Below are 13,021 nucleotides of genomic sequence, written 5' to 3'. Positions count from 1 at the left end.
TCTTACTGCCCGTTAATGCGGGATAAATGAAATTATATCGAAATCTCGACAAGGGATATCGACTTAACAACTAAATACGATAAGAAAAGCAACCTATACTTAACAGAAAACCGTCCCAAAATATGTATTGGGACGGCCTCTTCTTATTTATATATCCATTACTTCGCTAATTCATGAATTGCTTGCGCGTAAATTGCTGTTGCTTTTAATAAGTCTTCAATTTCAATGTACTCGTCTTTTTGATGCGCAAGTTCTTCTTTTCCAGGGAACAACGGACCAAACGCAACGCCAGCTTTCAATGAACGAGCGTAAGTACCGCCGCCGATTGCTAATAGTTCTGCCTTTTCTCCTGTTTGTTCTTCATATACGCGCTGCAACGTACGAATTAACACGTGGTCTTTATCAACATGATGCGGGCGAGAGTTTGAATAATCCGCCACTTTAAATCCATGATTACCAACGTATTCTTTTAACTTTGCAATCATTTCGTCAAAGTTAGTCGTAACCGGGTAACGTACATTTAATCCTAAATTACCACCATTCTCTTTCGTATAAGAAAGGCGACCAACATTCACAGTTAACGGTCCGCTAATATCGTCTTTATAAGAAATACCAGCTTTCTCTCCTAAAATATCTCCTGTAAATGTTTCTGTTACAAACGATGCAAACGAAGCCCCTTTTCCATCAAGAGCAACTGTAGTTAAGAAGTTTGCCAGTAATAAACCTGCATTCTCACCCTTCTCTGGAGTAGATCCGTGAGCTGAAATCCCTTTAATTTGCAACGTCACCGTATTACCTTCTACAATTGCTTCACCTATTTTTTTAGCAGTTTGTAAATACTCTTCATATGCTACTGTAAGTGCATTTACATCTTCTCCTGTAATAATCGCTTCTGCAAAATCAGGAACCATATTTAAACGGCGACCTGATTCAAATGAAACAAGTTCATATGTACCTTTCTTCTCTTCACTACCACTTTGCACAACTTGTATATCAGCAATTCCTTTTTCTGCATTAATAATTGGAAAATCTGCGTCTGGCGCAAAACCGATTGTTGGCATTTCTTCGTTTTTAAAGTAGTGATCTACACATTTCCAATTGCTTTCCTCATCTGTTCCTAAAATCATGCGAACGCGTTTTGAAAGAGGCAAACCTAATTCTTTCACAATTTTCATCGCATAATAAGCTGCCATCGTTGGGCCTTTATCGTCAATTGCACCACGTGCAAAAATCTTTCCATCGCGAATATCTGCACTATATGCCGGAGTCGTCCAGCCATCTCCTTCTGGCACAACATCAACGTGACAAAGAATACCTACTAACTCTTCTCCTTGTCCCATTTCAAGATGACCTGCATACCCTTCTAAATTTTTAGAAGCAAAACCTTCAGTTTCTCCTTTATGTAACATGAAAGATAAAGCTTTTTCTACACCTTCACCGAATGGTGCGCCCTCTTTCGCTGATTCTTCTTCCCATACACTTTTAATTTGTAAAAATTGTTGTGTATCACGAATTAAATCATCTTTTCGTTTTGCAACTTCTTCTGTCCAATTAATCGCTGACATCACGCATCCATCCTTCACTATATTGTTTCTTTCATCATAACAAACCGAAATCTCTTATGCCATATACGAAACTAAAATACCTAACAATTGTAACGTTTCAGATATTTCTTATTAGTTTTTCTTTTATTTTTCTAAAAAAATTTGCAGGAATTTGGCGTTTTACGTAGAATTTTATGTGTTAGTTGACTGACCATATATAAAATGTCAACTACCAATATTTTTCTATATGAATATTTGTTAAATTTCTGTAAAATTTAAGTAGATTAAAGCATGAATTTTATCATGTAGAGTACAATGGTAGTAACGACCTTCTTTCCTGAATGGGGTCAAAAAAACTAGTAGAGGAGTGGTTTTCTCTTGAAACCTACAACTACTCGTATGCTAACACGCATTAAATCAATTTATATGTACATCAATGAAAACGGAACGGTAACGACGAAAGACCTTGTAGATGAGTTCGGGATCACACCACGAACGATACAACGTGATCTAAATGTGTTGCAGTTTAATGAACTCGTGTATAGCCCTTGCCGCGGTAAGTGGACAACAACAGGAAAGAAAGTGAGAATGACCTCATAACGAAAAAATAATTGTATGTAAATAAATACATACCCCTTTCTAACTCATTAGAAAGGGGTCTTTTCTGCGCCAAAAACAGCACTATTTCTCAGTATCTACTTGATATGTTTTTAACATTTCTACTTCTTCATCTGATAGCTCTCGGTATTGTCCAAGTTCTAGCTCTTCATCTAATACTAATGGTCCCATCTCTGTTCTCTTTAGGTAGACTACTTTTTTCCCTACCGCTTCAAACATACGCTTCACTTGATGGAACTTTCCTTCTGTAATTACAAGCTCGATTTCAGAAATCTCATCGCTTTTTAATATTGTAAGTGCACCTGGCTTTGTTTCATAACCATCATCTAAAATAACACCTTTAGCAAACTCTTTTACATCCTCTTCTGTTACTACTCCTGCAACGTGTGCATAATATTTTTTCGGCACATGCTTTTTCGGAGATAACAATTGATGTGATAACTTCCCGTCATTTGTTATCAATAAGAAACCTTCCGTATCAATATCAAGTCGTCCAACTGGGAACGGATCAAAGATTGCATCTTCTAACTCTAATAAATCTATTACCGTTTCATGATTATCATCTTCTGTCGCTGAAATAACGCCTTGTGGTTTATGCAACATTAAATAAACAAACTCTTTATATTCCACAACTTCTCCGTGAATCATAACTTCTTGCTCTTCTACATTTACATGAACCTTCGCATCTTTCACTGGCGTTCCATCAATTTTTACAACGCCGTCTTTCAATAATTTCTTTACTTCTTTTCTACTTCCATATCCCATATTTGCTAATAATTTATCTAATCTCACGTTTTTCACCTTCTTTGTTTATCATAGAAAAGGGGACGTAATTACGCCCCTTTTGATTTCAACTTTATTTTGAATCTATTGCCAAGTTTACGTTGGATTTTCTCTAACGCTTCTCCGCCAAATACTCGTTCAAGTACTCCTGTGCGAATTGCTAACAATCCATACACAAGACCACCAATACCTGCACAAACCACAACTGTAATAAGAGCACCCATTCGGCCATCAGGTGAGATCATGAAGGACAGAGTCCATTGTGATAACTTTACAGCAATGACCATTACAAGTGTTAATACTGCAATTTGGAAAGTTCTCTTATATACAACACCAAATGAATAGTGTACATGTTTTTTGATTTGTCGATTCGTATACCATACGGAAGCTAAGAATCCGACTGCAGTTGCTAAAATCGCTCCAACTGTACCGAAATAACGAATAAAGATTACGTTACATACGAATTTCAAAATAACACCCATAATAAGCGCGACAATCGCATGTTTTTGTTGATTGATTCCTTGCAGAATTGCTGCTGTTACTGTAAATAAAGCGAATAACAACGCAACCGGTGCATACCACATTAATACTTGTCCACCTAGTGGATCTGAGTCATAGAACGCAGTATAGATTGGATATGCAAGTGTTGAAATACCGACAACTGCTGGCAATGTTAAGAACATATTTGCCTGGAATGTTTGTGTAATTTGTAACTTTAAATAACGGTATTGTTTTTCAGTAAATGATTTTGTAATCGCTGGTACAAGCGTTAAACTAAACGCTGTCGCAAGCGATACAGGAATCATAATTAATTTATGCGTCCACATTGTGAAAATACCGAGAGCTCGCTCTGCAATATCCCCTTGACCAATCGCTTGCATAATTGAGTTAAATGTCAATGTATCAATTTGTTGATATAAAGGAATTGTTAACCCAATTACAACGTAAGGAATCGCATATGCAAATAATTCTTTAAATAATTGAACCGTACTCACTGTCGATTCTGGTACAGTTTGTTCAATTAAATATTGATCCAAATGTTTTTTACGTTTTAACCAGTACCAAATGAGTACACCGAGCGCTCCAACTGCTGAAACGAACGCAGCAAATGTCGCTACCCCAACTGCTGTTGCAACTGTACCGCCAAGTACTTTAATAACGATAAAACTACCCGCTAATAAAAAGACGATACGAATAATTTGTTCAATAATTTGGGAAACAGTAGTCGGTCCCATCGATTGGTGACCTTGGAAATAACCACGAATTAAACTCGCTGCTGGTACAACAATAAGTGCAAAACTTACAAGACGAATAATCGTCGTAACTTCTTCTACATTACTGTGTATACTTTGTTTACCAAGCATTGCTTCTGCAAACAGTGGTGCTGTCATGTATAGAACTAGGAACGAAAGAACTCCTGTTACTATCATCATAACCATTCCCGAGCGGAACATTCTCCGGCTCGTTTTATAATCGCCAAGCGCATTATATTTGGAAACAAATTTGGAAACAGCAAGCGGCACCCCTGCCGTTGCAATACTTAAAAAGATCGTATATGGAATGTATCCATATGTATAGAGCGTTCCGCCTTCTGTACCTACTAATGCATGAAACGGAAAGACGTAAATCATGCCTAAGAACTTTACTAAAAATGTCCCTAACGTAACAATAAGCGTTCCGCGCAGAAATTTCGAATCGGACATACAAAAATCCTCCTACATCTACATAAAGTGAAACTTTAATCAGTGTGGGTGTTCTTCCCTACTGATTATTAGTTGAACTATTCGAGCATTTATGGGCTACCAAATTCCCTTTTTATTTCTCTTACATCTTAAGGTTTTTGTCTTATTGCCCACAAATAGCAGGATAGTGCTGAACTCTAACTTTTGTATTGTACCACAATTCTCTCCTTAAGCAGTACTTCACTCTATTTTTCTTTTAAGGGAAAACATGCTATTCTTTTAGGCAGGAAATGTAGAAAATGAGGTCGATATATTATGCATTATGATGTTATTGTCATCGGCGGCGGGCCTTCTGGGCTAATGGCTGCAATCGGTGCTGCAGAAGAAGGCGCAAGTGTCTTACTTCTTGATAAAGGAAATAAACTAGGGCGTAAACTTGCGATTTCTGGTGGTGGTCGTTGTAACGTAACGAACCGTCTACCACTTGATGAGATCGTTAAACATATACCAGGAAATGGTCGCTTCTTATACAGCGCTTTTTCTATTTTCAATAATGAAGATATTATTACATTCTTCGAAAAGCTTGGCGTGCAACTAAAAGAAGAAGATCATGGTCGCATGTTCCCTGTATCAAATAAAGCACAATCAGTAGTAGACGCACTTTTAACACGATTAAAAGACTTAGGTGTAAAAATCCGTACGAATACACCCGTTGAAACAATTGAATATGAGAACGGTCAAACGAAAGCAGTCGTACTGCAAACTGGCGAAGTGTTAGAAACGAATCATGTCGTTATCGCTGTTGGCGGAAAATCCGTTCCTCAAACTGGCTCTACTGGAGACGGATACGCGTGGGCTGAAAAAGCTGGGCATACAATTACAGAGCTATTCCCAACAGAAGTACCAATCCTTTCAAACGAACCATTTATTCGTGATCGCTCCTTACAAGGTCTTGCTTTACGCGATGTTAACTTAAGCGTATTAAACCCGAAAGGAAAAGCTATCATTTCTCACAAAATGGACATGCTCTTCACTCATTTCGGCCTATCTGGTCCTGCCGCTCTCCGTTGTAGCCAATTCGTCGTGAAAGCACTGAAAAAGTTTAAAACGAACACGATTCAAATGAGCATCGATGCATTGCCAGAAGAAAATAGTGAACAACTATTCCAGCGCATGCTGAAACAAATGAAAGAAGATCCGAAAAAAGGAATTAAAAACGTTTTAAAAGGTTATGTACCTGAACGTTACTTCCTATTCTTATTAGAAAAAAATGAAATTGATGGCAGCGAACAAGCTGGACAAGTTTCTCACGAGAAGATTCGTGCGCTTGTGAAAGACTTTAAAGAATTTACTGTGAATGTAAATGGTACGCAGTCAATTGAAAAAGCATTCGTTACCGGCGGTGGTGTATCCGTTAAAGAAATTAACCCGAAAGAAATGTCTTCTAAATTCACGAACGGCGTATATTTCTGCGGAGAAGTTCTTGATATTCACGGTTATACTGGCGGCTATAACATTACATCTGCTCTTGTTACTGGTAGAATTGCCGGAACAACAGCTGGAGAAAATGCAAAAATGCAATATTAAAAAAAGAAACAGGGCTTTCTGTTTCTTTTTTTATAGGTATATGAAATTATATCGGCGTTTCTACAACATATATCGGCGATTTCTTAAATATATCGACTTACCGACAAGGAACGACAAATATACGCTCCTCCTGACTTCCCATTGCTTTTTTGTTGCTTTATATACCTTAGTACCTTTATATTTTATATTGTTGAATAATTGAAAAAGGGTAAGGGGAAAACAAATGAGAAAAAAAGTCATGATGTCTTTAATGCTAATGACGTTTCTTTCTGCGGTAGAAGGAACGATTGTTAGTACAGCGATCCCTCGTATAACGAGTGATTTGTCAGGCGTCGAACTTGTTAGTTGGGTATATGCAATTTATATGCTTGCAACAGCTGTTTCGACTCCAATATACGGAAAATTGGCTGATTTATTCGGCCGTAAAAAAGTTTTGCTCATTGGAGCAGCAATCTTCTTAATCGGTTCTGCACTTTGCGGAGTCGTTACATCAATGGAACAATTAATCTTCTTCCGTGCTCTTCAAGGTATAGGCGCTGGTGCTGTTATGCCGATCACAATGACGATTATTGGAGACCTATATAGCGAAGCGAAAGACCGCGCGAAAGCACAGGGCTGGATGAGTGCCGTTTGGGGTGTATCTGGTGTTATCGGGCCGTTAGTAGGTGGATTTTTAGTTGATTCTCTATCTTGGCGTTATATTTTCTTCTTAAACGTTCCATTCGGAATTATCGCTTGCTTAATGATTGGCATTTACTACAAAGAATCTATTAAGCCTGCTAAGCATCATATCGACTATCTTGGTGCAACAGTCTTCTCATTAAGTACGATCGCTCTACTATACGCACTATTAACAGGTAGCAGTAAGCAAAACTGGGGAGACATTACAATTATCGGTCTATTAATCTTTGCCGTCGTTTCATTCATTATTTTCTTATTCATCGAGAAAAAATCTCCGGAACCATTAATTCCGCTAGCACTTTTCTCTAATCGTACATTATCTACGATAAACATACTAACTCTTATTGCTGGTGCAATGATTATTAGTATTACAATGTACCTTCCAATTTGGAGCCAAGGTGTATTAGGAAAAAATGCAACTGAAGCTGGACTTATTTTAATGCCAATTCCTGTTATGTGGACATTTGGCGCTATTTTCTCTGGTAACTTAGTTGGCAAATTAAAAACGAAACAAATCATTTTACTTGGAGCTAGCATTTTATCAGTTGCTACCTTCTTATTATTTACATTATCAACACATTCACCATCGTTCCTTATTTATGTAGCAGTCGGATTATTCGGATTAGGAATGGGGCTTGTAACACCGATTTACATGGTAACAATTCAAGCAGCCGTACCAGCACATACACGCGGAACAGCCGTAGGTTTAAACACATTTATTAATACATTTAGTCAAACATTAGGTGCTGCAATCTTTGGAACAATCTTCAATACGATGATTCATGCACGCGGCATTAAAAACCTTGACCTTGTATCTAGCGGACACGGCGGAACTACAGCAAATGTAGCAACCGAATCGCAAGAGGCATTAGCATCAAGTGTACACGTCATTTATATGAGTACTTTCGTATTAGCAGTATTTACATTAATTATCGCTTGGATTTTATTAAAGCCAGCTACACAAACAAGTGAGCAATAGTAAAGAGGATGACCATTTCGGTCATCCTCTTTTTACTCCTCATTCTCCACAATATGTTTCAGCATGGACAATTTATTATCCCAAAAACGTTCATAATACGAGAGCCACTGTTGTAATTCCTCTAATGGTTCTGGATGCAAACGATATATTTTCTCTCTTCCGCTTTTTCTTCCGCTTACTAAATTCGCTTCCGAAAGAATATGAAGATGCTTTACAACCGCAGTACGACTCATCGGAAAATGATCCGTTATTTTTGAAATCGGTAACTCTTTGTCACTTAATAACCGTATTACTTCTCGGCGGGTTGGATCAGCAATTGCTTGAAATACATCATATTTCGCTGCTGATGAGGACACTTAGCCTTCGACAACCTTTTTCAGTTTTTCATTTACAATTGCTACCCATCCACCGCTCATTCTATCGCGAATAATAGAGCTCTTCGCATTCGCTTTCGGAAGAATTTCATCAGGATGTTTCCAGCCGCCGTGAATTAACGTAAATTCTGTTTTATTATCTCCTAGGTCTTTCAGATTAAATGAAACAATCCAGCCATCTGTATCCCATGAAAAAGATAGATGGTTTGGTTCATCAATTTCTAACACTTTACATGGTGATGGACCAAATGGTGATTGTACATGAAATTCATGTCCTACCTCTAATACAAAATCATTTGGCATAAACCATGACGAAATCCCTTCTGCAGTTGATACTACATTCCATACTTTTTGAATAGACGCGTTAAAAACGATCGTTTGTTTAATATCAGTTAATGTATTTTGTTGTTCCATTTTCATTCTCCTTTATTCGGCAATTAAATATAACACCTTTTGGTTACACTTTGATAATATAACGCCTTTTAGTTTCATGTCAACGCTAGTTATTTTTTATTGTTGAGAAATTCTCAACATTTTTTCAACAGGACAAACACCCTCTGAGCATTCCCTCATAATATACTCACAAAGGCAACAAAAAATAAAAAACTTCTCTCAACATGAAACTCCATCATTCATCTTGAAAGAAGTGCCTTACGTATATCATGCGTATTTCGTCTCTCCTCCTTCCCTCAGGGACACTACGCGAGATATGAAAAATCAGAAGGAATATGCCCACCATTTGAGTAGGTAGTTATTTCTCTTCTCCTCAACATTTCCTTAGGAGCGAAATGACTACCAACTCACTTTTTTCAAACAAAAATAAAAAGGGGATGAAAGCTATGTTCTATTGCATTAATTGCTCTGACATTCACCATGAAAAACATCCGAATGATAAAGTATTCAAAAACGGTTTTTATATCGATCCATTTTTAGGTGATCGTTATCACCTTGGTATGTGTACAGATGCCCAAAACCATGAAACAGAGGAGCCTCTTTTAGCGAAAAAGAAATTAGGCACAACTCAATCTATTATGAACGTATTACCGACACATGTTGTCCCAACATAAAGCATAAAAAAGAGCTAGCTCTTTTTTATGCTTTATAAACGATCATTGCTGAAAAACAATAAATTTGGTTTTCATCATCATTAATGGAAACACCGACTTGGTACTTAATATCTACAAAATTATTATCATCAATCTTTTTCAAAAAAACATTTACAGCGTCTTCTAAGTCTTTTTCGTGACTTTCATCAAACACTTTCACACGAATCATGTTAACACCATCCTAGATCGCAGCCCTCCGCCGCTTGATTATTGCCACGGTGCGTATCTATGATGCGATAAAATTTTCCGTCTTCATATATATATCCGTCTTCTAACACATATTGTTTACCTTCAGTATAGACATAAAACTTACCTATCATAAATTTACTCGTATATAATTCCAAATAATCCGGTCTAAATTTAGCTACAACTTTATTTGTAATATCAATTCTTATTGTGCGCCCCACCTTCTCTCCCTCCCTTGCAAAGAACGGATTTAGGTATATTGTATTAGCGATTTTACATTTTATGCTTAAAAATAAGTGGATATGCCTTCTTTCTTCGCCTGTACTATTTTTCAAAAAATCATCAATAAGTAAGAGCAAAAAAAATATATATAAAAGAGCTTTTACTTATTGACTATAACATTAACATTATGGTATTATATAAAATTTGACATTTTTGTTTACTTGTGCTATCATTAAAAGTGGTTACCACATATGGAGGTGGATGATTTGTTTCAAATTGGCGATAAAATCGTTTATCCAATGAACGGCGCAGGAGTCATCGAAGCCATTGAAGAGAAAGAAATATTAGGAACAACACGTCAATATTGTGTGATACGTATCATTAGTAAAGACATGCAAATAATGCTTCCTATGGATCAATTACAAAAATCAGGTATTCGTTATATCGTAGATAAAGGTACGTTAGATGTTATACTTCTTGAATTTCAAAACGGGGAATCAGACACATCACTTTCCTGGAAACAGAGATATACAATGAATATGGAAAAAATGAAAAACGGCAATCTGCAAGATAGTGCAGAAGTTGTTCGCGATTTACTTCGCCGTAATAAAGAGAGAGCATTAAATGCGAGCGAAAAACAAATGCTAGATAATGCACGCAAAATGATGATTAGCGAAGTTGCACTTGTGCAAAATGTTTCTGAACATCAAGCAACAGAATTTCTTCAAGATACAATTAATCATTAAATTTAAAATAGCCGACCGCTATTTTTTTTGCAGAAAAAAGGACAAAGAGATAAACCTCTTTGTCCTTTTATATTACCCGCGACCTGCTTGAAACGACGGGTATAGAGTCATTCCACCATCTGCAAATAACGTAATTCCAGTTACGTAACTCGCTTCTGATGAGGCGAGCCACGTTGCGACTGCTGCAATTTCTTCCGGTTTTCCAATGTAACCCATCGGTATCATACTTTCTACGTCAGCACGTTTTTTAGGATCAGCAAACTTTTCTGCATTGATCGGCGTATTTATTGCACCTGGCCCAATATTATTTACTCGAATACCTTTCGGTGCGTATTCTAACGCTAACGTTTCTGTCATCAGTTTAATGCCACCCTTACTTGCTGCATAGTGCACAAATAAGGGCCACGGAATCTTTTCATGAACGCTAGACATATTAATGACAGATCCTTTAATATCGTTTTCCACAAAATATTTAATCGCTTCACGGCTTCCTAAAAAAGCACCTGTTAAATTTGTATGAATTACTTTATTCCAATCCTCTAGCGGCATTTCATGAGATGGTACCGCGTTTTCTATTCCCGCATTATTAATCATAACGTCGAGCGTACCAAACTCTTTTACAGCAGATTGAATGAGATTCGCAACATCCGATTCACTCGTGACATCTCCTTTTACAGCAATCGCTTCTCCGCCTACTTTTTTAATTTCTTCTAATACATCATGCGCTTCTGACTCTCGTGAGCGATAGTTAATTACTACTTTTGCTTTCTCCTTAGCAAACCGTACTCCCATCGCTCTTCCAAGACCAGTTGCTGATCCTGTAATAACGACAACTTTTCCCGCTAAATCACTATACATTTCAATACCCCCTTTAACTTTTTGCAACACCTAACATTATTCCGGCTGCGATAATAAAAACGATACCGACAACAATCCCCGTTAATTGGCGTTTCGTTTTTCTTTCACCTAATATAACAATCCCGCCAAGCGTTGAAATAATAATTCCCATTTGCGATAGCGAAAAACTTGTTGCCACTCCGACACGCGGCTGCGAAATGAATAAAAACATATTTCCAGCTGCCCAAATTAATCCTGGGATAATATTTCGTAGTGCATATTTATTAAATGGATGATGTTTAAACGTAAGCAAAACGCCCCCTAACACCATACCAACTGCTTGTGGCAATAAAGCTGACCAACCATCTACGTTAAATAGCCTAATCACTACTACGTAAACTAAATAACCGACTGTTGAAATTAATAAAATGATAATGCCTCTTTTAAAATTCCCTGCTTGCTCTGCATTCTTTTCTTCTTCACTTTGAAGTGACGTTAAAATAACACCGATAATAATACAAACGAGAGCCAAAACACCAAGGACGACTGATATAGTCGTGGACCACTCATGAAATACGATGACTCCAAATAAAGTCGTCGCAACTAATTGCAGTCCTGTTGAAATGGGCATCGTTTTCGAAACGCCCATTAAATCAATACTTTTTAATTGATTCGCCTGACCAAGTGCCCAAAATAAACCTGACACAATTCCAACTCCAATAACAGTAGGAGTTAATACTGGCTTCATAAAAATATAAACAACAATCGAGAAAATAAGTGCCCCAAACGTTGTACCGAGCGTTTGACTATACGGTCCCCCGCCCAGTTTCACGTTAAATAGCACAATACTTCCCCAAAATATAGCCGGTAAAATCGCTAAAAGTATGTCCATCGCTCATTACCTTTCTTTACTAAATGTCATAAGTTATCACTCTGAATCATTAGAGTGAGCTTTTATTTTTTCTTTTTCCCGTTCACAAACTTTTTCTGCAATAGCACCAGAAACATTCTTTTCTCGCTCCACCTTCTTTATTTTTACGTGATCTAAATAATCTTCCAAAATAAGTGTAACTTTATCATTCGGCGGATTATGTGCACCTTGGAACGTAAGAAATTGTAGCGTAATTTCAAATCTAGGAACGAACTCACCGTTCTTACCGAGACGTTTTATATTTATAAAGGAAGCACATTCATACTGATCTTCTGTCACTTGTCTAATAACTGAATAGTACCTATTTGATAATGCACTCTCTAACAGCTGCTCCCTCGATTCTTTTGCAAAAGAATCACTTGGAGAAGAGAAAAAGATTGCACATAGCATTGTAATAACTACACATATTTTTTTCATAACACCCTCCTTGTTCTATAAGTTAGTGTTCGCAAAACTTCCATAAAAAAACGACTTCCCTATGTAGGAAAGTCGTTTTAATGAATCCAATATTAACCACCGCTCACTGGTGGGATTAGTGCAACAACATCACCATCTCGGATCGTGTCATCTTCATTTGCGTATTCTTCATTAATCGCAACCATAGTTGATGCTGTCACTGGTACATTATATTCTTTAGCAACAACAGCTTTTAACTCTGCAACCGTAATATTTTCTTTCTCTATTTGTAATTCACTTGTTCCTGCTTCCTCTTGCAAGTGCGCAAATAATAATACTCGAATCATAC

The 13,021-nt window shown here is 37.2% G+C and carries 16 protein-coding genes; 5 read left to right on the top strand and 11 right to left on the bottom strand.

Annotation, left to right across the window (positions count from 1 at the left end):
- Nucleotides 1–158: 158 nt before the first annotated feature.
- Nucleotides 159–1,565 carry a dipeptidase PepV gene (gene pepV / locus DN392_RS02350; RefSeq protein WP_061673047.1) on the bottom strand — a complete coding sequence of 469 codons (1,407 nt, stop codon included), beginning with the start codon at nt 1,563–1,565 and terminating at the stop codon, nt 159–161.
- A gap of 357 nt (nt 1,566–1,922) precedes the next feature.
- On the opposite strand from pepV, the gene DN392_RS02345 reads away from it, so the two are divergent.
- Nucleotides 1,923–2,144, top strand: coding sequence for a DeoR family transcriptional regulator (locus DN392_RS02345; RefSeq protein WP_000805512.1), 222 nt, complete (start codon nt 1,923–1,925; stop codon nt 2,142–2,144).
- Nucleotides 2,145–2,225: 81 nt separating this feature from the next.
- Here DN392_RS02345 and DN392_RS02340 read toward each other — a convergent pair whose 3' ends face one another.
- Both DN392_RS02340 and DN392_RS02335 read right to left on the bottom strand, forming a co-directional pair.
- Nucleotides 2,226–2,954, bottom strand: a complete 729-nt coding sequence (locus DN392_RS02340) for a pseudouridine synthase (protein ID WP_001234944.1) — start codon at nt 2,952–2,954, stop codon at nt 2,226–2,228.
- A gap of 41 nt (nt 2,955–2,995) precedes the next feature.
- Nucleotides 2,996–4,648, bottom strand: coding sequence for a putative polysaccharide biosynthesis protein (locus DN392_RS02335; protein WP_001284033.1), 1,653 nt, complete (start codon nt 4,646–4,648; stop codon nt 2,996–2,998).
- A gap of 294 nt (nt 4,649–4,942) precedes the next feature.
- Here DN392_RS02335 and DN392_RS02330 point away from each other — a divergent pair, with 294 nt between their 5' ends.
- Nucleotides 4,943–6,214, top strand: coding sequence for a BaiN/RdsA family NAD(P)/FAD-dependent oxidoreductase (locus DN392_RS02330; RefSeq protein ID WP_000558876.1), 1,272 nt, complete (start codon nt 4,943–4,945; stop codon nt 6,212–6,214).
- 223 nt (nt 6,215–6,437) lie between these two features.
- Nucleotides 6,438–7,874, top strand: coding sequence for an MDR family MFS transporter (locus DN392_RS02325; protein ID WP_001227997.1), 1,437 nt, complete (start codon nt 6,438–6,440; stop codon nt 7,872–7,874).
- Nucleotides 7,875–7,906: 32 nt separating this feature from the next.
- Here the strand turns inward: DN392_RS02325 and DN392_RS02320 are convergent, their stop codons facing one another.
- Both DN392_RS02320 and DN392_RS02315 read right to left on the bottom strand, forming a co-directional pair.
- Nucleotides 7,907–8,230 carry an ArsR/SmtB family transcription factor gene (locus tag DN392_RS02320; protein ID WP_000098837.1) on the bottom strand — a complete coding sequence of 108 codons (324 nt, stop codon included), beginning with the start codon at nt 8,228–8,230 and terminating at the stop codon, nt 7,907–7,909.
- Nucleotides 8,231–8,662, bottom strand: a complete 432-nt coding sequence (locus DN392_RS02315; RefSeq protein ID WP_000437780.1) for an SRPBCC family protein — start codon at nt 8,660–8,662, stop codon at nt 8,231–8,233. It lies immediately after the preceding gene.
- Between the two features lie 425 nt (nt 8,663–9,087).
- Here DN392_RS02315 and DN392_RS02305 point away from each other — a divergent pair, with 425 nt between their 5' ends.
- The gene (locus tag DN392_RS02305; protein ID WP_000498993.1) at nt 9,088–9,315 is read left to right on the top strand and encodes a DUF3973 domain-containing protein; all 228 of its coding nucleotides are present in this window, start codon (nt 9,088–9,090) and stop codon (nt 9,313–9,315) included.
- 25 nt (nt 9,316–9,340) lie between these two features.
- Here DN392_RS02305 and DN392_RS02300 read toward each other — a convergent pair whose 3' ends face one another.
- Together DN392_RS02300 and DN392_RS02295 are read right to left on the bottom strand one after the other, a co-directional pair.
- On the bottom strand, nt 9,341–9,523 hold the full coding sequence (locus DN392_RS02300) for a sporulation protein Cse60 (protein ID WP_000621747.1): 183 nt from the start codon (nt 9,521–9,523) through the stop codon (nt 9,341–9,343).
- Nucleotide 9,524: 1 nt separating this feature from the next.
- Nucleotides 9,525–9,761 (bottom strand): DUF2553 family protein, encoded by a 237-nt coding sequence (locus tag DN392_RS02295; RefSeq protein WP_000533808.1) that lies wholly within the window; start codon nt 9,759–9,761, stop codon nt 9,525–9,527.
- A 252-nt stretch (nt 9,762–10,013) separates the two neighbouring features.
- Between DN392_RS02295 and DN392_RS02290 the strand changes: the two genes are divergently transcribed.
- Nucleotides 10,014–10,508, top strand: a complete 495-nt coding sequence (locus DN392_RS02290) for a CarD family transcriptional regulator (RefSeq protein ID WP_000451450.1) — start codon at nt 10,014–10,016, stop codon at nt 10,506–10,508.
- A gap of 72 nt (nt 10,509–10,580) precedes the next feature.
- On the opposite strand, the gene DN392_RS02285 is transcribed toward DN392_RS02290, so the two are convergent.
- The 4 genes from DN392_RS02285 to moaD all read right to left on the bottom strand — a co-directional run bounded on the left by DN392_RS02285 (nt 10,581) and on the right by moaD (nt 13,019).
- Complete coding sequence (locus tag DN392_RS02285) at nt 10,581–11,366, bottom strand: glucose 1-dehydrogenase (protein ID WP_048565789.1); 786 nt, start codon at nt 11,364–11,366, stop codon at nt 10,581–10,583.
- Between the two features lie 13 nt (nt 11,367–11,379).
- Nucleotides 11,380–12,237 (bottom strand): glucose uptake protein GlcU, encoded by an 858-nt coding sequence (glcU, locus tag DN392_RS02280; protein WP_000353526.1) that lies wholly within the window; start codon nt 12,235–12,237, stop codon nt 11,380–11,382.
- A gap of 36 nt (nt 12,238–12,273) precedes the next feature.
- The gene (locus DN392_RS02275) at nt 12,274–12,693 is read right to left on the bottom strand and encodes a DUF3888 domain-containing protein (protein ID WP_000717674.1); all 420 of its coding nucleotides are present in this window, start codon (nt 12,691–12,693) and stop codon (nt 12,274–12,276) included.
- 92 nt (nt 12,694–12,785) lie between these two features.
- Nucleotides 12,786–13,019, bottom strand: a complete 234-nt coding sequence (gene moaD / locus DN392_RS02270; RefSeq protein WP_048565790.1) for a molybdopterin converting factor subunit 1 — start codon at nt 13,017–13,019, stop codon at nt 12,786–12,788.
- Between the last annotated feature and the right edge of the window lie 2 nt (nt 13,020–13,021).

This window comes from Bacillus sp. BB51/4 (genome assembly GCF_008368845.1).
Taxonomy (GTDB): Bacteria; Bacillota; Bacilli; order Bacillales; family Bacillaceae_G; genus Bacillus_A; species Bacillus_A wiedmannii.
This window is presented reverse-complemented; position numbering and strand designations above follow the sequence as displayed.